The sequence below is a fragment of the Streptomyces sp. NBC_01451 genome, assembly GCF_036227485.1.
Lineage (GTDB): Bacteria > Actinomycetota > Actinomycetes > Streptomycetales > Streptomycetaceae > Streptomyces.
Genome location: NZ_CP109479.1, coordinates 7,683,381 through 7,705,607, shown reverse-complemented (window position 1 = coordinate 7,705,607; position 22,227 = coordinate 7,683,381). Strand labels below are relative to the sequence as shown.

The following is a 22,227-nucleotide window of genomic DNA, read 5'->3' as shown; positions in this document are numbered from 1 at the left end:
CTCGCCCCCTAGGGGTTGGTGGGGATATCCCCACCCACGGTTCTCACGGTGAGGCGATCGTCGCGATGACGGCGATGATCACGAAGATGGCGAAGAACGAGCCGAAGACGAGCAGCATCTTCTTCTGGCCGTTCTGGGGGTTCGGGTCGAGCACTGGCATACGGCCAGTCTCGCACCCGTCCCGCCCACCCGTGCTCCGGGGGTACCCGCGCCCGGCGGGGTGAGGTCAGCGGGCCGCCGCCTCGTCCTCCACCGTGCGATCACGTCCCGCGAGTACGCCCACGGCCATCTGCGGCAGCAGCAGGCCGGCCATCAGCGCGAGCGGCAGCCCCCAGCCGCCGCTGTGCTGGTAGAGGACGCCTACGACGAGCGGCCCGGGGATGGAGATCAGATAGCCGGCGCTCTGGGCGAAGGCCGACAGCTGGGCGACGCCCGCGCCCGTCCTGGCCCGCATCCCGACCATCGTGAGGGCCAGCGGGAAGGCGCAGTTGGCGATGCCGAGCAGCACGGCCCAGGCCCAGGCGCCCTCGGCCGGCGCGATGTACAGGCCCGCGTATCCGAGAAGTCCGCAGCAGCCGAGCACGACCACGATGGGCCCCTGCCGGGGCAGGCGCGTGGCGACGCGCGGGATGACGAACGCGAGCGGCACCCCCAGCGCCATGGTCACGGCGAGCAGCAGCCCGGCGGTGCCGGCCGGGACGCCCGCGTCCCGGAAGATCTGCGCCATCCAGCCCATGGTGACGTAGGCGGCGGTGGCCTGGAGCCCGAAGAACACGGCGAGCGCCCAGGCGGTACGGCTCCGGGTGATGCGCAGTGCCCCGGCCTCCTCCCCCGTGGCGGACGTCCCGCGCGCGGGGAGCGCCTCCCGCCTCGGCCCGCCCGCGCCCCGATCCCCTACCAGCGGGATCCAGGGCACCACGGCCGCCGCCGCGAGAACCGCCCAGAGGGTCAGTCCCGTCCGCCAGCTCCCGCCCAGCGCCTCGGTCACGGGCACGGTGACCGCGGCCGCGGCGGCGGTGCCGAGGGCCAAGGCCATCGAGTACAGGCCCGTCATGGAACCGACCCGGTCCGGGAACCAGCGCTTGACGACGACCGGCATCAGGACGTTGCTGACCGCGATGCCCATGAGGGCGAGCGCGCTGGCGGCCAGGAAGCCGGCCGCGGTGCCCGTCCAGGGCCGGATCGCCAGGCCGGCGGCGATGGCGGCCATGCCCGCGCACACGACCGCGCCGACGCCGAAGCGGCGGGCCAGGCGCGGGGCCATGACGCCGAAGAGGGCGAAGCAGAACGGGGGTACGGAGGTGAGCACTCCGGCCGCGGTGCCGCTCATGCCGAGTCCGACGCGCACCTCTTCCAGGAGGGCGCCGAGGCTGGTGATGGCGGGCCGGAGGTTGAGGGCCGACAGCACGATGCCGACGAGGACCAGCCGCGTGACCCACGCGCGCGTGGCCGGCCTCCCGTTCCCGTTCTCCGGCTCGCTCTCCGGCTCGGTCGAGTTGCGTACGGACATGGCTGTGGACGTCGTCGTCCGGGATTCCTCGCTCACCATGAGAGCAAGCATAGAATCATAGGATGATTGGTTGTCATCCCCCGTGCGAAGATGTGCCATGCCGCCGCTGAGCCACCCCCGCCGATCGGCCCTGTCCGAGCAGGTCATCGCCGCACTGCGGAACCAGATCACCTCGGGCGAGTGGCCCGTCGGCTCCCGCGTCCCGACGGAACCCGAGCTGGTCGCGCAGCTCGGAGTGGCCCGGAACACCGTCCGGGAGGCGGTCCGGGCCCTCGCGCACAACGGGCTGCTGGACATTCGCCAGGGCTCGGGCACGTATGTCGTGGCGACCAGTGAGCTGGCCGGTGTGATGCACCGCCGGTTCGCCGACGCGGACCCCCGGCACATCGCCGAGCTGCGGTCCACGCTGGAGTCGGGCGCGGCCGAGCTGGCGGCCCTGCGGCGCACCGAACGTGATCTCAAGCAGCTGGACGCGCTTCTGGGGCGCCGGGAGGAGGCCTGGGAGTCGGGCGACGCGGAGGCGTTCGTGACGGCCGACGCGAGCCTGCACATGGCCGTGGTGGCCGCCTCCCACAACGACGTGATGACGGCGATGTACGCGGACCTGGGCGAGGTGCTGCGGGACTGGCTGCGCGACGACGTGGGCGGGAAACTGACCCCTCAGTCGTACGTGGACCACGCCCCGCTCGTCGACGCGATCCGCGCGGGCGACGCGGTGGCCGCCGCCAGGGAGGCGGCGGGCTATCCGTTCGCGTGCCGGCTCAGGCCGTCCGTTTCTGGTGGCTGACCCACACGGAGCGGACTTCCTTCCAGCAGCGGCCGGTGAGCCGTACGGTCTGCGCGGGCCCGGCCTCGACCGAGGAGCCGTCGCTGTCGAGGTCCCACCAGCGGTCGCACTCGATGTGCAGGCGTACGCGGTCGGCGGCCACGTAGGGGTTGTGGCAGTACGCGGTCACCTTGGAGCCGGTGACCCGGGTGTGGCAGGTGGAGCCGAAGGGCTCGGGCCGCTCCTGCTGCCGTCCCTCCACGCGCGCGTGCGGTACGGCCTCGTAAGGAAGCGTGGTGAGAAGGGCTACGGCGACGAGCAGCGGGGCGAAGCCGCGGGACAGGCGCACAAGGGGGGACCTCCTCGGCCGTGCTGGGGAGGGAACGCGCGGTGAACGCGTAATCCAGAGTGCCTGGTTACCTCTCTCCCCCGCCCGGCCGGATGAGCCGAACGAGTGACGGCGCACGCACACACCGAGGGCCCGCGCCGGAACGGAACGCGGGCCCTCGGAATGTCGGCCGAGCCTGTGGCGGCAGCGGCAGCGGTCACGCGCCGATCGCGTGCAGCCCGCCGTCCACGTGGATGATCTCGCCGGTGGTCTTCGGGAACCAGTCGCTGAGCAGGGCGACGACACCGCGGCCGGCCGGCTCGGGGTCCTTGAGGTCCCACTCCAGCGGCGAGCGGGCGTCCCACACCGAGGCCAGTTCGCCGAAGCCGGGGATGGACTTGGCGGCCATGGAGCCGATGGGGCCGGCGGAGATGAGGTTGCAGCGGATGTTCTGCTTGCCCAGGTCGCGGGCCATGTAGCGGCTGGTGGCCTCCAGGGCGGCCTTGGCCGGGCCCATCCAGTCGTACTGCGGCCAGGCGTACTGGGCGTCGAAGGTGAGACCGACGACCGAGCCGCCGTTCTGCATCAGCGGCAGGCAGGCCATGGTGAGCGACTTCAGGGAGTACGCCGAGACGTGCATGGCGGTGGCCACGGACTCGAACGGGGTGTTGAGGAAGTTGCCGCCCAGGGCGTCCTGCGGGGCGAAGCCGATGGAGTGGACGACGCCGTCGAGGCCGCCGAGCTCCTCGCCGACGAGGTCGGCCAGGCGGCCCAGGTGCTCCTCGTTCGTGACGTCGAGCTCCAGGACCTTGGTGGGCTTGGGGAGCTTCCTGGCGATGCGCTCGGTCAGCGTGGGCCGCGGGAACGCGGTCAGGATGATCTCGGCACCCTGCTCCTGGGCCAGCTTGGCGGCGTGGAAGGCGATGGAGGACTCCATCAGCACACCGGAGATCAGGACGCGCTTGCCCTCGAGAATTCCGCTCATGGTGATCAGTGACCCATTCCCAGTCCGCCGTCAACGGGGATGACGGCTCCAGTGATGTACGAGGCGTCGTCCGAGGCGAGGAACCGCACCGTTGCGGCGATCTCCTCCGGCTGCGCGTACCGGCCGAGCGGCACCTGCGAGACGATGCCCGCGCGCTGCTCGTCGGTGAGGACCTTGGTCATGTCGGTGTCGACGAAGCCGGGCGCGACCACGTTGAAGGTGATGTTGCGCGAGCCCAGCTCACGGGCGAGAGAGCGGGCGAAGCCGACCAGGCCGGCCTTGGAGGCGGCGTAGTTCGCCTGCCCCGGCGAGCCGTAGAGCCCGACGACCGACGAGATCAGTACGACACGGCCCTTCTTGGCGCGCAGCATGGCGCGGTTGGCACGCTTGACGACACGGAAGGCGCCGGTGAGGTTGGTGTCGAGGACGGACGTGAAGTCCTCCTCGGACATGCGCATCAGGAGCTGGTCCTTGGTGACACCTGCGTTGGCGACGAGGACCTCGACCGGGCCGTGCTCGGCCTCGATCTCCTTGTAGGCCTGCTCCACCTGCTCGGTGTCGGTGATGTCGCACTTGACGGCGAGGCAGCCCAGTTCCGTCAGGACTGCCGGCGGCTCACCGGAACGGTATGTGATGGCGACCTTGTCGCCGGCATCGGCGAACGCGCGGGCGATGGCGAGGCCGATGCCCCGGTTGCCTCCGGTGACGAGAACCGAGCGGCTCAACGGATCACCCTTTCGGTAGCGGTTCAGGACCTGTCCGAACACCCGGGCCGACAGGCCCCTTCTCCGAAAACCTATCGGTCCGTCCACACCCTCGGACAATCGGGCACCGACAGTGGCTCACCCCTGGTCCTGTCGGGTCCCTACAGTCGGGGTGCCTGGAGAAGGGTGCGCCGAACGGCGCCGAACGCGTGGGACGGGCGTGGTTGGCGGCGTGAATCCGGTGGAGGCCGGGGTGCCGGTTCTGCATGATTCACTGCGGGACATACTCATCTCGCCAACGGTGACAAGGGGAGGCCCCTCGTGGCCCATGAAATCGATCCGTCGTTCCTCGCGTTGCCCTTGCGGGCCCTCGCGGACGCGGCCCTGGCACGCGCGCGTGCGCTGGGCGCCGACCACGCGGACTTCCGGTTCGAGCGGGTGCGCAGCGCGTCCTGGCGGCTGCGGGACGCCAAGCCGTCGGGTTCGTCGGACACCACGGACCTGGGGTACGCGGTAAGGGTGGTGCACGGAGGTACCTGGGGGTTCGCGTCGGGCGTGGATCTGAGCATGGACGCCGCCGCGAAGGTCGCCTCGCAGGCCGTGGCCATGGCGAAGCTGTCCGCCCAGGTGATCAAGGCGGCGGGATCCGACGAGCGCGTGGAGCTGGCCGGCGAGCCGGTGCACGCCGACAGGACCTGGGTCTCGTCGTACGAGATCGACCCGTTCACCGTGCCTGACGAGGAGAAGGCGGCCCTGCTGGCCGAGTGGAGCGCGCGGCTGCTCGCGGCGAACGGGGTCAACCATGTCGACGCCTCGCTGCTCACGGTGCACGAGAACAAGTTCTACGCCGACACCGCGGGGACCGTCACCACCCAGCAGCGGGTGCGGCTGCACCCGCAGTTCACCGCCGTCTCCGTCGACGAGTCGAGCGGCGAGTTCGACTCGATGCGGACCGTCGCACCGCCCGTCGGACGCGGCTGGGAGTACCTCACGGGCCGCGGCTGGGACTGGGAGTCCGAGCTCGAACAGATCCCCGAGCTGCTCGCCGAGAAGATGCGGGCGCCGAGCGTCGAGGCAGGCCTGTACGACCTGGTCGTCGACCCGTCCAACCTGTGGCTGACCATCCACGAGTCCATCGGCCACGCCACCGAGCTGGACCGGGCCCTCGGCTACGAGGCGGCGTACGCGGGCACGTCCTTCGCGACCTTCGACCAGCTCGGCAAGCTCAGGTACGGCTCCGAGCTGATGAACGTCACCGGCGACCGCACCGCCGAACACGGTCTGGCGACCATCGGCTACGACGACGAGGGCGTCGCCGGTCAGTCGTGGGACCTGGTGAAGGACGGGACGCTGGTGGGCTACCAGCTGGACCGGCGGATCGCGAAGCTGACCGGGTTCGAGCGGTCCAACGGGTGCGCGTACGCCGACTCGCCCGGGCATGTGCCCGTGCAGCGCATGGCCAACGTGTCGTTGCAGCCGGACCCGGGCGGGCTGGCGACCGAGGATCTCATCGGCGGCGTCGACCGCGGGATCTACGTCGTCGGGGACCGGTCCTGGTCCATCGACATGCAGCGCTACAACTTCCAGTTCACCGGGCAGCGGTTCTTCAGGATCGAGAACGGCCGGATCACCGGGCAGCTGCGGGACGTGGCCTACCAGGCGACGACCACCGACTTCTGGGGCTCCATGGCGGCCGTCGGCGGTCCGCAGACATACGTCCTGGGCGGTGCCTTCAACTGCGGCAAGGCCCAGCCGGGGCAGGTCGCGGCCGTGTCCCACGGATGCCCGTCGGCCCTCTTCCGGGGCGTCAACATTCTCAACACCACGCAGGAGGCCGGTCGATGAGCGCCCGTTTGATCAAGCCGCACGAAATCGTCGAGCGGGCCCTCGAACTGTCCCGGGCCGACGGGTGTGTCGTCATCGCCGACGAGGAGTCGACCGCCAATCTGCGCTGGGCGGGCAACGCCCTCACCACCAACGGGGTCACGCGCGGGCGCACGCTCACGGTCGTCGCCACCGTCAGCGGCAAGCAGGGCACGGCCTCCGGGGTGGTCTCCCGCGCCGCCGTCACCGCCGACGAGCTGGAACCGCTCGTAAGGGCCGCCGAGGCCGCCGCCCGCGGCGCCGGGCCCGCGGAGGACGCCCAGCCGCTGGTCGCGGGCGTACCGGAGTCCCCGGACTTCACGGACGCGCCCGCCGAGACCTCGTCGGCGGTGTTCGCCGACTTCGCGCCGGCGCTCGGCGAGGCGTTCGCACGCGCGCGTGCGGGCGGCCGGGAGCTGTACGGCTTCGCCAACCACGAGCTGGTGTCGAGCTATGTGGGTACGTCGACGGGGCTGCGCCTGCGGCATGACCAGCCCAACGGGACCCTGGAGCTGAACGCCAAGTCCCCGGACCGTACGCGGTCGGCATGGGCCGGGCGGTCCACGCGGGACTTCAAGGACGTCGATCCGGCCGCCCTCGACGCCGAACTCGCCGTACGCCTCGGCTGGGCGGAGCGGCGGATCGAGCTGCCTGCCGGGCGCTACGAGACGCTGCTGCCGCCGACCGCCGTCGCCGACCTGCTGATCTACCAGATGTGGTCGGCGTCCGCGCGGGACGCCGCCGAGGGGCGCACGGTGTTCTCCAAGCCGGGCGGCGGGACGCGCATCGGCGAGAGGCTCACCGAGCTGCCGCTGACACTGCGCAGCGACCCGAACGAGCCGGGTCTGGAATGCTCCCCGTTCCTGCTCGCCCACTCCTCCGGCGACGACCAGTCGGTGTTCGACAACGGGCTGCCGCTGAGTGCCACGGAGTGGATCCGCGCGGGTGAGCTGAACCGCCTGATCACCTCACGGCACACCGCCGGGCTGACCGGTCTGGCCGTGTCCCCGGCGATCGGGAACATCGTCCTGGACGGGGGCGAGGACAAGTCCCTGGAGGAGATGGTCGCGAACACCGAGCGCGGGCTGCTGCTGACGTGCCTCTGGTACATCCGCGAGGTCGACCCGGCCACCCTGCTGCTGACCGGCCTGACCCGCGACGGGGTGTACCTCGTGGAGAACGGCGAGGTCAGCGGGGAGGTCAACAACTTCCGGTTCAACGAGTCGCCGGTGGACCTGCTCGGGCGGGCCGCCGAGGCGGGGCGTACGGAGAAGACGCTGCCCCGGGAGTGGAGCGACTGGTTCACCCGGGCCGCGATGCCGGCGCTGCGGGTGCCGGACTTCAATATGAGCTCTGTCAGTCAGGGCGTATAACCTCGTTGCCGGTGGTCACTCGGCTGCCGTAGAACTGAACGAAGACCATCCAAGGAGATACGAGAACCGTGACGGACATCGTCGACGAGCTGAAGTGGCGTGGGCTGTTCGCCCTGTCCACCGACGAGGACGCTTTGCGCAAGGCGCTCGCGGACGGTCCCGTCACGTTCTATTGCGGCTTCGACCCGACCGCGGCCAGTCTGCACGTCGGTCACCTGGTACAGGTGCTCACCATGCGCCGCCTCCAGGGGGCCGGCCTGCGTCCGCTGGCTCTGGTCGGCGGGGCGACCGGCCAGATCGGTGACCCGCGTCCCACCGCGGAGCGCACCCTGAACGACCCGGAGACGGTCGCGAACTGGGTGACCCGGCTCCGCGCGCAGATCGAGCCGTTCCTGTCCTTCGAGGGCGAGAACGCCGCGGTGATGGTGAACAACCTGGACTGGACGGCCGGCATGTCGGCCATCGAGTTCCTCCGGGACATCGGCAAGCACTTCCGCGTCAACAAGATGCTGACGAAGGACTCGGTCGCCCGTCGGCTGGAGTCCGACCAGGGCATCAGCTACACGGAGTTCAGCTACCAGCTCCTCCAGGGCATGGACTTCCTGGAGCTGTACCGGAGGTACGGCTGCACGCTCCAGCAGGGCGGCAGCGACCAGTGGGGCAACCTCACCGCCGGTCTCGACCTGATCCACCGCCTGGAGCCGGAAGCATCCGCGCACGCGCTGGCGACACCGCTGATGACGAAGGCGGACGGCACCAAGTTCGGCAAGACCGAGGGCGGCGCCATCTGGCTCGACCCGGAGATGACGACGCCGTACGCCTTCTACCAGTTCTGGCTGAACGTGGACGACCGGGACATCTCGGCGTACATGCGCATCCTGTCGTTCCAGTCCCGCGAGGAGTTGGAGGCGCTGGAGGCGCAGACCGCGGAGCGTCCGCAGGCGCGGGCCGCGCAGCGCGCGCTCGCCGAGGAGCTGACGACGCTGGTGCACGGCGCCGAGCAGACGGCCGCCGTGATCGCCGCGTCCAAGGCCCTCTTCGGCCAGGGCGAGCTGGGTGAGCTGGACGAGCGGACGCTGAGCGCGGCCCTTTCCGAGGTACCGCACATCCGGGTCGCCGAGGCGGGGCCGGTCGTCGACCTGTTCGCCGAGGTCGGACTGGTGGCCAGCAAGTCGGCCGCGCGCCGCACGGTGAAGGAGGGCGGCGCCTACGTGAACAACGCGAAGATCACCGCCGAGGACGCGGTGCCCGCGAAGGAGGACCTGCTGCACGGGAGGTGGCTGGTGCTGCGCCGGGGCAAGAAGAACCTCGCCGCGGTGGAGGTCACCGGCTGACCGGGCCGAAGGTGTCCGAGCACGTGTGAAGGGGGCGGCCCTGTCGACCGGGCCGCCCCCTTCACACGTACCGCTAGGCCCGCTGTCTCCTGCCGCGCATCATCGAGTACGCCATGTCGCCCAGGAACACGATCACGACGGCCGCCGCGAGCTGGAGCGCGTGGCGGCCCCAGTCGATGCCGCTCGTCTCGTCGATACCGAGACCTCGTGCGATCGCGTTGCCGATGACGGCGCCGATGATGCCGAAGACGGTCGTCAGCCAGAGCGGGCTGTGCTGCTTGCCCGGAATGATCGCCTTGGCCAGCAGACCCAGCACGAATCCCACGATGATCGCCCACAACCAGCCCATGGATGCCTCCTCGTACGGCTCTACGTGAGCATTACGCCCAGTGTCGGCCCGTTCGCGCTACGGCGCATGTCGGGGACGTCGGTACTCGGTACGGCGCAGACGGGTCACCCCGGCGGAAGGTGCCCCGGTCTCGTAGGCGACGCAGGCGCGGCGTAACGTGGAAGGCGTCCGGGTCCGGTTCCCCGACCGGGTTCGGCGCGGGGTACGGGCCGGGCGTGTCCGATTCGGGTGGATGGTGGAACGTGATGCGGAAGCGGAGCAACAGCGGCGGCGCCCAGGTCTTCCGGATCACCGGGGCCCGGCAGGGGCTCGCGGACGACGTCCGTGGCAGACAGCGCCGGTACGTCATCTCCATGTCCGTGCGCACGGTGGCGGTGGTCCTCGCGGCGGTGCTCTGGAACGTCGAACGGCACGTCGCGTTCGTGGCACTGGTGCTGGGCATGATCCTGCCCTACATCTCCGTGGTGATCGCCAACGCGGGCCGCGAGAACGCACCGGGCCTCCCGTCGACGTTCGTGACGGTTCCGGTGCGGCCGATGATCACGCCGCCACGGCCGGAAGAGGGCTCCGCGGAATCCCCGGCGGAAGACGGCGGGGGCGATCAGGGGGCCGGTATGCGGGGTAATCGGCACGAGCGATCCTGACCAGAAGTCAGTCCGCACGGCGTCGCGAAGCTCAAGAAAAGCTCAGATCAATCATGAAGTTCCGGTGCCGGTCGGACGGTTACCCGTGACATACTTCGTACGCGCTCCGCATCCCCCGTCGGAGCGACAGACCGACGCCGGGCAGCTCCCCCCGTGGCTGCTCGGCGTCGCCTTTTTGAGCCCTGTTTCCGCCGGGTTAGGGTCGTCAGATGATCGGCTCTGATCCTGACTCCCCCATCTGTTCCGCCAAGGCATGCCGGGCGGACGCGGAGTGGGTGCTCGCCTGGAACAACCCGAAACTGCACACGCCCGAGCGACGGAAGACGTGGCTGGCGTGCGAGGAGCATCGCGAGCACCTGTCCCAGTTCCTGGGGGTGCGGGGTTTCCTCAAGGATGTCGTGAGGCTGGAGGACTGGGAGTCTCCGGACGACTGAGCCCGCTTCAGCCCCCGATCGCCGACATCGGCCTGTCCGGCTGCACGAAGGTCGGATCGTCCAGGCCCGCTCCCGGCTTCTTGCCCCACATCGCCTCGCGCCAGATGCGGGCTATCTCGTCGTCGGGGGCGTCGGAGCGGAGGGCCGCTCGCAGGTCGGTTTCCTCGCGGGCGAAGAGGCAGTTGCGGATCTGGCCGTCGGCCGTCAGACGGGTGCGGTCGCAGGCCGCGCAGAACGGGCGGGTGACGGAGGCGATGACGCCGACGCGGTGCGGGCCGCCGTCGACCAGCCAGCGCTCGGCGGGGGCCGAACCGCGTTCGCCGGTGTCCTCCTCCGTCAGCTCGAAGCGGGTGCGGAGGGAGGTGAGGATGTCACCGGCGGTGACCATGCCCTCGCGCTTCCAGCCGTGCTGGGCGTCCAGGGGCATCTGCTCGATGAAGCGCAGCTCGTAGTCGTGCTCGACCGCCCAGGCGAGGAGGTCCGGGGCCTCGTCCTCGTTGAACCCCGGCATCAGCACGGCGTTGACCTTCACCGGGGTCAGGCCGGCCTCCCGGGCGGCTTCCAGGCCCGCGATGACGTCCTTGTGGCGGTCGCGGCGGGTGAGCGTCTTGAAGACGTCCGGGCGCAGGGTGTCCAGGGAGACGTTGACACGGTCCAGGCCCGCCGCCTTCAGGGCGGTCGCCGTACGGCCGAGGCCGATGCCGTTCGTCGTCAGGGACATCTGGGGGCGCGGGGCCAGGCCCGCGACCCGCTCCACGATGCCGACCAGGCCCGGGCGCAGCAGTGGCTCGCCGCCGGTGAAGCGGACCTCCTCGATGCCCAGGAGGCGAACGGCTATGTCTATGAGGCGGACGATCTCGTCGTCCGTGAGCAGGTCCGGCTTGGCCAGCCACTGCAGGCCCTCCTCGGGCATGCAGTACGTGCACCGCAGGTTGCAGCGGTCGGTCAGGGAGACTCGCAGGTCGGTGGCGACGCGGCCGTAGGTGTCGATGAGCACGTGGGCCCCCTCCCTCGTAGCGGATCGCGTGGGTAGAAGTTTCTCCTGTAGCTGCGAGCCTACGTGACCCCACCGACAACGAGGCCGACCCGATGCCACAGGACGCGGCGTGGGGCCGCCGTAGATCCCTACGACGGCCCCACGCGATGCCTGCGCCGGGCGAGCCGGCGAGCGGATGCCTAGTGCGCTCCGGTGCCCGTGAGGGACCGCACCTCCAGCTCCGCGTACTTGCCGGTGTCGGGCTCCTCCTTGGAGAGGACCGTGCCGAGCCAGCCCATGAGGAAGCCGAACGGGATGGAGATGATCCCGGGGTTCTTCAGCGGGAACCAGTGGAAGTCGACGCCCGGGAACATCGCCTTCGGGTCACCGGAGACGACCGGCGAGAACAGCACCAGGCCGACCGCCACGATCAGGCCGCCGTAGATCGACCACAGGGCGCCCTGGGTGGTGAACCTCTTCCAGAACAGGCTGTAGAGGATCGTGGGCAGGTTGGCGGAGGCGGCCACCGCGAACGCCAGCGCGACCAGGCCGGCCACGTTGAGGTCGCGGGCGAGGGCGCCCAGTGCGATGGAGATGATGCCGATGAAGACGGTGGCCCAGCGGACCGCCTTCATCTCCTCCTTCTCGGTGGCCTTCCCCTTGCGGATGACGTTGGCGTAGATGTCGTGCGCGAAGGAGGACGACGAGGCGAGCGTGAGGCCGGCGACGACGGCGAGGATGGTCGCGAAGGCGACCGCCGAGATCGTCGCGAGCAGTACCGCGCCCCAGGCCGAGTCCACGCCACCGATGTGCAGGGCGAGCAGGGGTGCCGCCGTGTTGCCCGATGGGTTGGAGTCGGTGATCTCTTTCTGGTCGATCAGCGCGGCGGCGCCGAAGCCGAGCGCGATCGTCATCAGGTAGAAGCCGCCGATGATGCCGATCGCCCAGTTCACGGACTTCCGGGCGGCCTTCGCGGTGGGCACCGTGTAGAAGCGGATCAGGATGTGCGGCAGACCGGCGGTGCCGAGGACCAGGGCGATGCCCAGGGAGATGAAGTCCAGCTTGGTGGTGCCGGTGGCGCCGTACTGGAGGCCGGGCTCCAGGAAGGCGTCGCCCTTGCCGCTGCGTTCGGCGGCGGTGCCGAGCAGATCGGAGATGTTGAAGTTGAACTTCAGCAGCACCAGGAACGTAATGAGGATCGTGCCGCTGATGAGCAGCACGGCCTTGACCATCTGGACCCAGGTGGTGCCCTTCATGCCGCCGATGGAGACGTAAAGGATCATCAGGACGCCGACGAGGGCGACGATGGCGACCTTGCCCGCGTCGGAGGTGATGCCGAGGAGGAGCGAGACGAGGACGCCCGCGCCGGCCATCTGGGCCAGCAGGTAGAAGATCGAGACGACGATCGTCGACGTGCCGGCGGCCGTGCGGACCGGGCGCTGGCGCATGCGGTACGCGAGGACGTCACCCATGGTGTAGCGGCCCGAGTTGCGCAGCGGTTCGGCCACCAGGAGCAGGGCGACCAGCCAGGCGACGAGGAAGCCGATGGAGTACAGGAAGCCGTCGTACCCGAAGAGGGCGATCGCGCCCGCGATGCCGAGGAAGGACGCGGCGGACATGTAGTCGCCGGAGACCGCCAGTCCGTTCTGGAAGGCGCTGAACTGGCGTCCGCCGGCGTAGAAGTCGGCGGCGCTCTTGGTCTGGCGGCCGGCCCAGACGGTGATGAAGAGGGTCGCGACGACGAACACCGCGAACAGGGTGATGATCAGTGGCCGGTGCTCGCTCGCCTCGCCTGCGGCGAGAACACTCTGCTGTACGGGGCTCATGCGTCGCCCTCCATCCGGGACTTGATCGCCTCGCCCTTCGGGTCGAGGTTGGCGGCGGCGTGCCGCGCGTACCACCAGGCGATGAGGAACGTGGTGACGAACTGGGCGATGCCCAGGGCGAAGGCGACGTTGATGTGGCCGACGAGCTTGGTGCCCATGAAGCCGCCCGCGTAGTTCGACAGCAGGACGTACAGCAGGTACCAGGCGATGAAGCCGACGGTCAGCGGGAAGGCGAAGGAGCGGTGGGCGCGGCGCAGTTCACCGAACTCAGCGCTCTGCTGGACCTCGATGTAGTCCTCCGTGGTCGGGAGGTCGCGTTCTGTCTTCGAGGGGGGCGGTGCGTCGGTAGCCACGGAGTCTCCTCGCGTTGCGGGTGCGGTCACGACAGTGGACGGGGGTGCGTGGTCGTTCGGGGACGGGGTCGGGCCGGGTACGGACATGTCTCTTCTCTGACCTCGCGGTGATCTGGATCACAGGTGGTCGGCTCGCGATGGTAGGGCCCCCACACGTGATCCGACAGGGGGCTCGACGGTCCTCGCGCTCCCTGCACAAGGTCACGGCGCCACGCGGGGACCGGTTCAACTCGCCGTGCTTCTTTCCGAACTGGTCTCCGGAAGTCATTGCTGGCCAGCGGCGATGCGGGATAGCTTCGCCCTGTACCACCCGTCATGTACCTGCAAAATCAGAGGTGTGGGCCGCGCGCCCGTGCCCGCCTTTTCGCGCGTAATCACTTGTTGTCCGTCCCTGCTACGCGCCTTGCCCGGCAACCATCCTTGTCCGGGCGGGCCTCGTTTCCGGATGATGTGGAGAACCCATGGCTCATCTGCGCTCCAGACGCCGGCTCGCTCTCGCGGTGCCGGTCGTGCTGTCCCTGACCGCCTCCCTCGGCTTCCTGCCCGTGGCCGCGTCGGCCGCCGAACCGGCCGCCTCCGCCGCCCGGGCGGCGGACGGTCCGAACCTCGCCTACGTCGTCAACACCAAGAGCACCGACCGTCACACGATCGGGGCGGTGACGAAGGCGATCTCCAAGGCCGGCGGCACCGTCGTCGTCACGTACGGCAAGATCGGTGTGATCGTCGTCCACTCCGCGAACCCCTCCTTCGGGGCGGAGATCCGCGCGGCGCGCGGTGTGAGGTCCGCCGGTGCCACCCGGACCACGCCACTGGTCGCCGCCGGGACGACCGACGAGGGCGCGGCGGACTATCTGACGGCCGCGGAGGCAGCCAGGGTCGAGGCCGTGTCGGCCCGGACCCCCGAGAGCGAGCCCCTCGAAGCCGACCAGTGGGACCTGCGGTCGATCGGCGCCGACAAGGCCGCGAAGATCAACCCGGGCAGCCGCAAGGTCACCGTCGCCGTGATCGACACCGGCGTCGACGACACCCACCCCGACCTCGCCCCGAACTTCTCCGCGGCCCAGTCGGCGAACTGCGTCGGCGGCGTCGCGGACACCAGCGCGGGCGCCTGGCGCCCGTACACCGCCGAGGACTACCACGGCACCCATGTGGCCGGTGAGATCGCCGCCGCCCGCAACGGCATCGGGGTGGCCGGTGTCGCGCCCGGTGTGAAGGTCGCCGGCATCAAGGTGAGCGACCCGGACAACGGGCTCTTCTACCCGGAGAGCGTCGTGTGCGCCTTCGTGTTCGCCGCCGACCACGGCGTCGAGATCACGAACAACAGCTACTACGTCGATCCCTGGCTGTACAACTGCCTCGACGACCCCGACCAGCGGGCCATCGTCGACGCGGTCAACAGGGCGCAGCTGTACGCGACGAAGAAGGGCACCCTCAACCTGGCGTCGGCGGGCAACTCCAGCCACGACCTGGACTCCGACGCGATCGTCGACGACAGCAGCCCCGACGACTCGACGCCGGTGACCCGCACGATCGACCCGCACGAGTGCTTCGACGTACCGACCCAGCTCCCGGGGGTCGTCACGGTGAGCGCCACGGGCGTCGACAACGTCAAGTCGTACTACTCCACGTACGGAAACGGTGTCATCGACGTCGCGGCCCCGGGCGGCGACCGCAAGTACCAGATACCGGACACGCCGTCGAAGAACGGCCGCATCCTGTCCACCATGCCGAACGGCGAGTACGCCTTCCTGCAGGGCACCTCGATGGCCTCGCCGCACGCCGCGGGCGTCGCCGCGCTGCTGAAGTCGAAGCACCCGAAGGCGACCCCGGCACAGCTCCAGACGCTGCTCAAGGTCCAGGCGAACAACCCGGGCTGCCCCACGTCGTACGACCAGGACGGTGACGGTACGCAGGACGCGGTGTGCGAGGGCGGCAAACGGGTCAACGGATTCTTCGGGTTCGGGATCGTCGACGCGCTGCGCGCGGTCAAGTGACCCGCAGGTTTTTCCGAGATTCCCGCACGGTCAGCACGTCCCACGAACGAAGGAACTGGAGACCCTCCATGTCAGCGTCCCACCCGCGCTCCCGTCGCGCCGTGGCGATCCCGGTCGGAATGGTCATGGCGTCGGCGTTCGCCTTCCTGCCGAACATCCAGGCCGTCGCGGCCGACGCCGCGACCACCACCGGTGCCTCCGCCGTCACGGCCGACGCGACGTCGCTCAGCTATGTCGTCAACGTGTTCCCCGGGTTCGGCACCTCCCGGCACCTGCAGAAGGCCATCTCCCAGGCCGGCGGCACGATCGTCACCTCGTACGACCGGATAGGCGTGGTCGTCGTCCACTCGGCGAACCCCGACTTCGCGAAGATCATCCGCAAGGTGCCGGGCGTCCAGTCGGCCGGCAACACGCGCAACGCGCCGCTGCCCGCGCAGTCGACCACCGACGAGGGCGCCCCGAAGGTGCTCTCCGCGGCGGAGGTCGCGAGTGCCACCGCCGCCGCCACCGCGGGCCAGGACCCGCTGGAGCCGTTGCAGTGGGACCTGCCCGCCATCAAGGCGGACAAGGCGCACGAGAAGTCCCTCGGCAGCTCCAAGGTGACCGTCGCCGTGATCGACACCGGCGTCGACGACACCCACCCGGACATCGCGCCGAACTTCGACCGCGCGGCCTCCGTCAACTGCGTGACGGGCAAGCCCGACACCACCGACGGGGCCTGGCGGCCGACCGCGGGCGAGAGCCCGCACGGCACGCACGTGGCCGGTGAGATCGCCGCCGCGAAGAACGGTGTCGGCGTCACGGGCGTCGCGCCCGGCGTGAAGGTGTCCGGCATCAAGGTGTCGACCACGGCCGGCTACTTCTACACCGAGGCCGTCGTCTGCGGCTTCGTGTGGGCGGCCGAGCACGGCGTCGACGTCACGAACAACAGCTATTACACGGACCCCTGGTACTTCAACTGCAAGAACGACCCGGACCAGAAGGCCCTGGTCGACGCCATCACGCGGGCGACGCAGTACGCGGAGCACAAGGGTGTCGTCAACGTCGCGGCGGCCGGCAACGAGAACTACGACCTCGCGGCCGACGAGATCACCGACCCGGTCTCCCCCAACGACGCGACCCCCTCGGACCGGGTCGTCGACCCCTCCAAGTGCTACGACATACCGACCCAGCTCCCGGGCGTGGTGACGGTCGCCGCGACCGGCGCCAAGGGCATCAAGTCGTCCTTCTCCAACCACGGCCTGGGCGTCATCGACATCGCCGCCCCCGGTGGCGACTCGACCCGCTACCAGACCCCGGCACCGCCGGCCACCAGCGGCCTGATCCTCGGCCCGCTGCCCGGCGGCACGTGGGGCTACATGGCCGGTACGTCGATGGCGTCCCCGCACGTCGCGGGTGTGGCCGCCCTGATCAAGTCGACGCACCCGCGCGCGTCGGCCGCCCTGGTGAAGGCGCTCCTGTACGCCGAGGCGGACGCCACGCCGTGCACGGACCCGTACGACATCAACGGTGACGGCAAGGTCGACGCGGTGTGCGAGGGCCCGAAGAACCACAACGGCTTCTACGGCCACGGCATCGCGGACGCGCTGGACGCGGTGACGAAGTAGATCCCTCGTAGGTCCTCACCGATCCCTTCGGTTCGGATTCTCCTCGGTGGGCCGGGCAGCATCGCGCTGTCCGGCCCACCGTGTTGATCCAGTGCATATGTTGATACCCGGTGCGGAAGACGCGGCATTGGGGTGGGCTTGACACGATCGACAGACGGGGCGTCCGACGAGGGCGGGCCCATGAGAACGCGCGGCGGCGGACGTCCCGGTACCGGACCGGCCGTCGCGGTGCTCGTGCTGGTGGCGTTGGCCGCGCTGATACCGCTGCTCGGCCCGTCCGTCGCGCTGGACGGCACCGGGGAGGCCGCAGCGCCCGGCGTGGGCGGGATCGGGCTGCTGCGGACGGTGCTGTTCGCCGCGCTGTGTGTCCCGGTGGGCGAACTGTTCGTGCGGAGGCTGGCCGGCGGGCTGCCCGGGGCGCCGCCGGAGCGGGCGCGCGGCTGGGCACCGTACGCGGCCGGTGCCGGTTTCGTCGCCGCGCTGGGGCTGGCCTCGGTGGTGTCGACCGGCAACCTCGTGCCGCACAGCCTGGCCGCCATCGATGTGGGCGGCCTGTACCAGTCCCGGGACGGCAAACTCGCGCTGCTGGAGGTCAACGGGTTCGCCGCGGCGAGCCTGTGCGCCCTCTCGGCCCGTCCGGCCACGCAGGTCTGGCCGTTGGCTGCCGTGGCCGTGGCGGAGGCGCTGCGGGCCCATCCGGCACCGGAGACCGATCCGCTGACCGGCTCGGCGCTGACGTTCGTCCATCTGACGTGCGCGGCGCTGTGGGTGGGCGGACTGCTGTACGTACTGCGGACGTTGCCCCTCTGGGAGGCCGCCCGGGAGGCACGCGTCGCGTTGCTGGGCCTCTACGCGCGCGTGGCTGCCGTTCTGCTCGCCCTGATCACCGCCACGGGCATCTGGAGCACCCTGCGCCGGATGCCGCCGGACACGGTCCTGGACCAGCTGACGTCGACTGCGTACGGCCGCACCCTGCTCGCCAAGGTGATCGTCGTGGCCGCCGTCGCCGTCCTCGCCCTGTGGGCGCGGCTGCGGCTGAGCCGGGCGGCCGACCCGCTGACCGCGTGCTCCCCCGCGCGCGCGGAGGTCGTCGTGCTGGGGCTGGTGGTCGCCGTGTCGGGGCTGCTCACCGCGCTGCCGGTGCCGATCCGCTGGACGTGACGGGTGAAGGTGCCGCGGTTCCGGCCGCCGCGAGTACACCGCCGGCCAGGAGCCACTGGGCGGCGAGGTACGTGAGCATGATCCAGAAGTCGGGTCGGGGCAGCTGGGGCAGGCCGGCGACGCCGGTCGCGATGAGCGTGTCGGACAGCAGGAAGAGCGCGCCGCCCATGCCGGTGAGGAGCCCGAGTGCGTTGGCCCGGTGGGCCATCGCGGTCAGCAGGAGGCTGTAACCGGCGACGGGGACACGGAGTTCGGCGGGAAGGCCGGGCCAGAGGACGGCGAGGGTGCCGGCCAGGGCCAGGGCGTAGACCCCCGCGAGCCGGACGCGTGCGGCACGCGCGCGTGGGGTGCCGTTCGCGTCTCGGTCCTCGTCGCCGTACCTCCGGAAGAGGGCGAGGTAGCAGACGTGGCCGGCCGCGAAGGAGGCCATGCCGGCCAGGAACGCCGGATCGGCGTCGGAGAGGAGCAGGACGTCGCCGGCCCAGCCGAGGAGAAGGGCGACGGTGAGGAGTCGCGGGGCGCCGCGCACATGGGTGTGGGCGGCGAGGAGAGGCATCAGAAGGGGCTTGGCGAGGGCGTGCCCGGTGTCGGAGCCGGCCGCGAGGGCGGTCAGGTCGACGGCCGCCGTGAGGGCGAAGGCGGCGAGGAGAACCCGGGCCGGCCTCACGCGACGACGGTCTCTTCGGCCGGTTCCCGGTGCGGGTGCGCGGGCTGCCAGCCGGGCCCCCCGAACACCCGCCCGGCGCGCTCACGCCAACTGCCCGCCGCCTTGATGTCCTTGACGATCGCGACGTACTCATGGGTGGCGACCTTGACCGGGTTGAACGTGTTGATGTTCTTCGTCAACCCGTAGACAGGCCGTTCGGTCTCGGCGACGAACGAGCCGAACAGGCGGTCCCAGACGATGAGGATGCCGCCGAAGTTGCGGTCCAGGTAGCCGCCTTGGGAGGCGTGGTGGACGCGGTGGTGGGAGGGCGTGTTGAGGACGTACTCGAACCACCGGGGCATGCGGTGGATCCGCTCGGTGTGGATCCAGAACTGGTAGACGAGGTTCGTGGAGGAGCAGAAGGCGAGCGCGGCCGGGTGCACGCCGAGGGCGACGAGAGGGACGTAGAACGGCCAGACGGTGAGCGTGGTCCAGGGCTGGCGCAGGGCCGTGGTGAGGTTGAAGCTGCGGCTCGAATGGTGGACGACGTGGCAGGCCCAGAGGATGCGGACGACGTGGTGGCCGCGGTGGGACCAGTAGTAGAAGAAGTCCTGCGCGAGCAGCATGAGCGGGACGGTCCACCACAGGACGGGGACGCGGAGCGGGGTGAGTTCGTAGATCGCCGTGTACACGGCGAGGATCGGGATCTTCCAGAGGAAGTCGAAGGCCAGGCTCCCGAGTCCCATGCCGACACTGGTCGCCGCGTCCTTGGCCTCGTACCCGGCGGCGTTCTCCTCGGGGTGGATCCGGACACTGATCATCTCGATCACGGTGAGCAGCACGAAGGCGGGTATCGACCAGGCCACGACGTCGGGAAGGTTGGGCATGACTGCACGTTAGGGCGGCCCGCAGGTGGCGCATAGACGTTGTTACTGACAAGTATTCAGTGCAGTACGCGCTTGCTTGTTGGTGGTCTCCGCCAACGGGTGCGCGACGGGCTGTCAGTCGCGGCCCGTATTCTCTGGGACCATGCTCGAAGACCTGACGCCCACGCCGTCCCCCGCCCCGTGGCCGGCCGCATATCCCCAGGGATACGCGGTCGTTGACGTCGAGACGACCGGTCTGTCCCGGGACGACCGGATAATCTCCGCCGCCGTCTACCGGCTGGACGCGCGCGGTGAGGTCGAGGACCACTGGTACACGACGGTCAACCCGGAGCGGGATCCGGGGCCGGTGTGGATCCACGGGCTGACGAGCGACGCCCTGGAAGGCTCCCCGCTCTTCGTGGACATCGCCGAGGAGTTCGCGTCCCGGCTCGCCGACCGGGTGCTCGTCGCGCACAACGCCGTCTTCGACTGGTCGATGATCGCCCGGGAGTACGCGCGCGCGGAGCGCGAGGCGCCGGTGCGTCAGCGGCTGTGCACCATCGCGCTGTCCAAGGAACTGGGGCTGCCCCTGCCCAACCACAAGCTGGAGACACTGGCCGCGCACTTCGGGGTCGTCCAGCAGCGGGCCCACCACGCGCTGGACGACGCGCGGGTGCTCGCCGAGGCGTTCCGGCCCAGCCTGCACGCGGCGGCCCGGGGCGGCGTACGGCTGCCGCTGCTGGAGTGCCGGGCGCTGACGGAGTGGTCGGCGCCGGCGACCGGTTCCGCCCGGCCCCAGATCGGACGGCAGGCGTCCGGGGGTTACGGAGGCTCCGGCGGCTACCAGCCGGCCAGTTGGCGGCCGTCCCGCAAGCGGCCCGCGTGTCCGTACCCCAACCCGGGGCGGTACGAGGACGGCAAGCCGCTCAGGCAGGGCATGCGGGTGGCGTTCTCCGGGGACACCTCGGTCGAGCGCGACCTGCTGGAGGACCGGGCCGTCGAGGCGGGGCTGCATGTCGCGACGAGCCTGTCCCGGCTGACCAGCCTGCTCGTCACCAACGACCCCGACTCCATGACCTCGAAGGTGGTCAAGGCCCGGCAGTTCGGCACGCCGGTCGTCGACGAGGCGGCCTTCGGGCAGCTCCTGCGGGACGTGGAACCCGCGGCGGGGCAATGACGTGACAACCGTACGGACGGGTGATTGGCGCCCGACTCGCCCGGCGCCGTCTCGCTCGGGCGCCACCGACGGCCCACCCTGTGGCGCATGGCCAGTTGTGAAGTCTGCGGGAACAATTACGGGATGACCTTCGAGGTGCACGCGCAGGGGTCGGTGCATGTCTTCGACTGCTTCGCCTGCGCGATCCACCGTATGGCGCCCATCTGCGAGCACTGCCGGGTCCAGATCATCGGGCAGGGCGTCGAGGCCGAGGGCCACTGGTACTGCGGGGCGCACTGCGCGCGCGCGGAGGGGAGGGTGGGGATCGTCGACAGGGTCTGAGGAGGCTCGCGAGGGCCCGCGCGGGTCCGCGTCCGAGTCCGTACCCCCCTGAATGCACCCCACGGGCGAGTTGTACCGTCAGTGGGGTGTACCGCTTCCTCTTGTCCCGGCAGTGGGTGATCCTCACGCTGGTCGCCCTCCTTCTCATCCCCACGATGATCAGGCTGGGCATCTGGCAGATGCACCGCTACGAGGAGCGCAGCGCCCGCAACCAGCTGGTCGCCGACGCGCTGTCCGCCGAGCCGGTGCCCGTGGAGAAGCTGACCTCCCCCGGACACACCGTCACCACCGACGAGCGCTACCACTCCGTGAGCGCCAAGGGTCACTTCGACACCGAGGACGAGGTGGTCGTCCGCCGCCGCACCAACTCCGACGACGAGGTCGGCTACCACGTGCTGACCCCCTTCGTCCTGGCCGACGGCAGGGTCCTGCTGGTCAACCGGGGCTGGATCCCCTCGGACGGGCCGAGCCAGACCGCGTTCCCCACGATCCCGGCGCCCCCGAGGGGCGAGATCACCGTCACCGGGCGGCTGATGCCCGCCGAGACGACCGCGGCGAGCGGCATCAAGGACCTCAAGGGGCTGCCGGACCGGCAGGTCATGCTGATCAACAGCGAGCAGGAGGCCCGGCGGCTGGGCGCCGAGGTGCTCGGCGGCTACATCGTGCTGACGACGCCCGAACCGAAGGGCGACACCCCGGAGCTGCTGGGCAGACCCGGCGACGAGAACGCCGCGCTGAACTACGCCTACGCCATCCAGTGGTGGCTGTTCTCCGCGGGTGTTCCCCTGGGCTGGGTGATCCTCGTGCGCCGCGAACGCCGGGACCGGGCGGAGGCCGAGGCGGCGGCGCGTGAAGCGCGGGAATCGCCGGACGCGGAGCCCGCCGCCGTGTGACGCGGCCGGCCGGGTGACGCAACCGGGGATCTCGGCGTGTGACAGCACGATCTCGTCCGAATGCCGGGGCCCTGCAGGGGGAACCTGCACGTCGTGCACCCCCGTGAGAACGACCGA

General features: G+C 70.4%; 23 protein-coding genes. 12 read left to right on the top strand and 11 right to left on the bottom strand.

Features of this window, described 5'->3' with window-relative positions; all coding sequences use genetic code 11:
- Positions 1-43: 43 nt before the first annotated feature.
- Both OG595_RS33945 and OG595_RS33940 read right to left on the bottom strand, forming a co-directional pair.
- Positions 44-160, bottom strand: coding sequence for an SGM_5486 family transporter-associated protein (locus OG595_RS33945; RefSeq protein WP_105974872.1), 117 nt, complete (start codon positions 158-160; stop codon positions 44-46).
- 66 nt (positions 161-226) lie between these two features.
- Positions 227-1,561 carry a CynX/NimT family MFS transporter gene (locus tag OG595_RS33940; RefSeq protein ID WP_329278754.1) on the bottom strand — a complete coding sequence of 445 codons (1,335 nt, stop codon included), beginning with the start codon at positions 1,559-1,561 and terminating at the stop codon, positions 227-229.
- Positions 1,562-1,607: 46 nt separating this feature from the next.
- On the opposite strand from OG595_RS33940, the gene OG595_RS33935 reads away from it, so the two are divergent.
- Positions 1,608-2,297 (top strand): FadR/GntR family transcriptional regulator, encoded by a 690-nt coding sequence (locus tag OG595_RS33935; protein WP_329278753.1) that lies wholly within the window; start codon positions 1,608-1,610, stop codon positions 2,295-2,297.
- Here the strand turns inward: OG595_RS33935 and OG595_RS33930 are convergent.
- The 3 genes from OG595_RS33930 to fabG all read right to left on the bottom strand — a co-directional run bounded on the left by OG595_RS33930 (position 2,272) and on the right by fabG (position 4,314).
- Positions 2,272-2,625, bottom strand: coding sequence for a hypothetical protein (locus OG595_RS33930; RefSeq protein ID WP_329278751.1), 354 nt, complete (start codon positions 2,623-2,625; stop codon positions 2,272-2,274). The genes OG595_RS33935 and OG595_RS33930 overlap by 26 nt on opposite strands.
- 196 nt (positions 2,626-2,821) lie before the next feature.
- Complete coding sequence (gene fabI / locus OG595_RS33925; protein ID WP_329278749.1) at positions 2,822-3,589, bottom strand: enoyl-ACP reductase FabI; 768 nt, start codon at positions 3,587-3,589, stop codon at positions 2,822-2,824.
- Between the two features lie 5 nt (positions 3,590-3,594).
- Positions 3,595-4,314, bottom strand: coding sequence for a 3-oxoacyl-[acyl-carrier-protein] reductase (gene fabG, locus OG595_RS33920; RefSeq protein ID WP_329278747.1), 720 nt, complete (start codon positions 4,312-4,314; stop codon positions 3,595-3,597).
- Positions 4,315-4,614: 300 nt separating this feature from the next.
- Between fabG and OG595_RS33915 the strand changes: the two genes are divergently transcribed.
- From OG595_RS33915 to tyrS, 3 genes are all read left to right on the top strand, one after another.
- The gene (locus tag OG595_RS33915) at positions 4,615-6,138 is read left to right on the top strand and encodes a TldD/PmbA family protein (RefSeq protein ID WP_329278745.1); all 1,524 of its coding nucleotides are present in this window, start codon (positions 4,615-4,617) and stop codon (positions 6,136-6,138) included.
- The gene (locus OG595_RS33910; RefSeq protein WP_329278742.1) at positions 6,135-7,529 is read left to right on the top strand and encodes a metallopeptidase TldD-related protein; all 1,395 of its coding nucleotides are present in this window, start codon (positions 6,135-6,137) and stop codon (positions 7,527-7,529) included. Before OG595_RS33915 ends, OG595_RS33910 begins: the two co-directional genes overlap by 4 nt.
- A 68-nt stretch (positions 7,530-7,597) precedes the next feature.
- Entirely contained in the window at positions 7,598-8,863 is a 1,266-nt protein-coding gene (tyrS, locus tag OG595_RS33905; RefSeq protein ID WP_329278740.1) for a tyrosine--tRNA ligase, read from the top strand.
- A gap of 73 nt (positions 8,864-8,936) precedes the next feature.
- On the opposite strand, the gene OG595_RS33900 is transcribed toward tyrS, so the two are convergent.
- The gene (locus OG595_RS33900; RefSeq protein ID WP_329278736.1) at positions 8,937-9,212 is read right to left on the bottom strand and encodes a GlsB/YeaQ/YmgE family stress response membrane protein; all 276 of its coding nucleotides are present in this window, start codon (positions 9,210-9,212) and stop codon (positions 8,937-8,939) included.
- A 245-nt stretch (positions 9,213-9,457) separates the two neighbouring features.
- Between OG595_RS33900 and OG595_RS33895 the strand changes: the two genes are divergently transcribed.
- Together OG595_RS33895 and OG595_RS33890 are read left to right on the top strand one after the other, a co-directional pair.
- A complete protein-coding gene (locus tag OG595_RS33895; RefSeq protein WP_329278735.1) occupies positions 9,458-9,856 on the top strand; it encodes a DUF3099 domain-containing protein in 399 nt (132 codons plus the stop codon).
- A 209-nt stretch (positions 9,857-10,065) separates the two neighbouring features.
- Positions 10,066-10,290, top strand: coding sequence for a hypothetical protein (locus OG595_RS33890; RefSeq protein ID WP_329278734.1), 225 nt, complete (start codon positions 10,066-10,068; stop codon positions 10,288-10,290).
- 7 nt (positions 10,291-10,297) lie between these two features.
- Here the strand turns inward: OG595_RS33890 and moaA are convergent, their stop codons facing one another.
- The 3 genes from moaA to OG595_RS33875 all read right to left on the bottom strand — a co-directional run bounded on the left by moaA (position 10,298) and on the right by OG595_RS33875 (position 13,445).
- Positions 10,298-11,287: a GTP 3',8-cyclase MoaA gene (gene moaA, locus OG595_RS33885; protein ID WP_329278733.1), complete on the bottom strand. Its 990-nt coding sequence runs from the start codon at positions 11,285-11,287 to the stop codon at positions 10,298-10,300.
- A 179-nt stretch (positions 11,288-11,466) separates the two neighbouring features.
- Positions 11,467-13,092 (bottom strand): solute symporter family protein, encoded by a 1,626-nt coding sequence (locus OG595_RS33880; RefSeq protein WP_329278732.1) that lies wholly within the window; start codon positions 13,090-13,092, stop codon positions 11,467-11,469.
- The gene (locus OG595_RS33875; protein ID WP_329278730.1) at positions 13,089-13,445 is read right to left on the bottom strand and encodes a DUF485 domain-containing protein; all 357 of its coding nucleotides are present in this window, start codon (positions 13,443-13,445) and stop codon (positions 13,089-13,091) included. The genes OG595_RS33880 and OG595_RS33875 overlap by 4 nt, the downstream gene beginning before the upstream one ends.
- A 461-nt stretch (positions 13,446-13,906) precedes the next feature.
- Here OG595_RS33875 and OG595_RS33870 point away from each other — a divergent pair, with 461 nt between their 5' ends.
- The 3 genes from OG595_RS33870 (at position 13,907) to OG595_RS33860 (ending at position 18,207) form a co-directional block, all read left to right on the top strand.
- Positions 13,907-15,439 (top strand): S8 family peptidase, encoded by a 1,533-nt coding sequence (locus OG595_RS33870; protein WP_329278728.1) that lies wholly within the window; start codon positions 13,907-13,909, stop codon positions 15,437-15,439.
- A 68-nt stretch (positions 15,440-15,507) separates the two neighbouring features.
- On the top strand, positions 15,508-17,046 hold the full coding sequence (locus OG595_RS33865; protein ID WP_329278726.1) for a S8 family peptidase: 1,539 nt from the start codon (positions 15,508-15,510) through the stop codon (positions 17,044-17,046).
- Between the two features lie 180 nt (positions 17,047-17,226).
- Positions 17,227-18,207, top strand: a complete 981-nt coding sequence (locus OG595_RS33860; RefSeq protein WP_329278723.1) for a CopD family protein — start codon at positions 17,227-17,229, stop codon at positions 18,205-18,207.
- Here the strand turns inward: OG595_RS33860 and OG595_RS33855 are convergent.
- Together OG595_RS33855 and OG595_RS33850 are read right to left on the bottom strand one after the other, a co-directional pair.
- Positions 18,173-18,874, bottom strand: coding sequence for a lysoplasmalogenase (locus OG595_RS33855; RefSeq protein ID WP_329278722.1), 702 nt, complete (start codon positions 18,872-18,874; stop codon positions 18,173-18,175). The two genes, OG595_RS33860 and OG595_RS33855, sit on opposite strands and share 35 nt — an antisense overlap.
- Entirely contained in the window at positions 18,871-19,740 is an 870-nt protein-coding gene (locus OG595_RS33850; protein ID WP_329278720.1) for a sterol desaturase family protein, read from the bottom strand. Before OG595_RS33850 ends, OG595_RS33855 begins: the two co-directional genes overlap by 4 nt.
- Positions 19,741-19,882: 142 nt before the next feature.
- Between OG595_RS33850 and OG595_RS33845 the strand changes: the two genes are divergently transcribed.
- The 3 genes from OG595_RS33845 (at position 19,883) to OG595_RS33835 (ending at position 22,110) form a co-directional block, all read left to right on the top strand.
- A complete protein-coding gene (locus OG595_RS33845; protein WP_329278718.1) occupies positions 19,883-20,896 on the top strand; it encodes a DEDDh family exonuclease in 1,014 nt (337 codons plus the stop codon).
- Between the two features lie 87 nt (positions 20,897-20,983).
- Positions 20,984-21,217 carry a hypothetical protein gene (locus OG595_RS33840; RefSeq protein ID WP_327693980.1) on the top strand — a complete coding sequence of 78 codons (234 nt, stop codon included), beginning with the start codon at positions 20,984-20,986 and terminating at the stop codon, positions 21,215-21,217.
- 86 nt (positions 21,218-21,303) lie between these two features.
- Positions 21,304-22,110 (top strand): SURF1 family cytochrome oxidase biogenesis protein, encoded by an 807-nt coding sequence (locus OG595_RS33835; RefSeq protein WP_329278712.1) that lies wholly within the window; start codon positions 21,304-21,306, stop codon positions 22,108-22,110.
- The last annotated feature ends 117 nt before the right edge of the window (positions 22,111-22,227 follow it).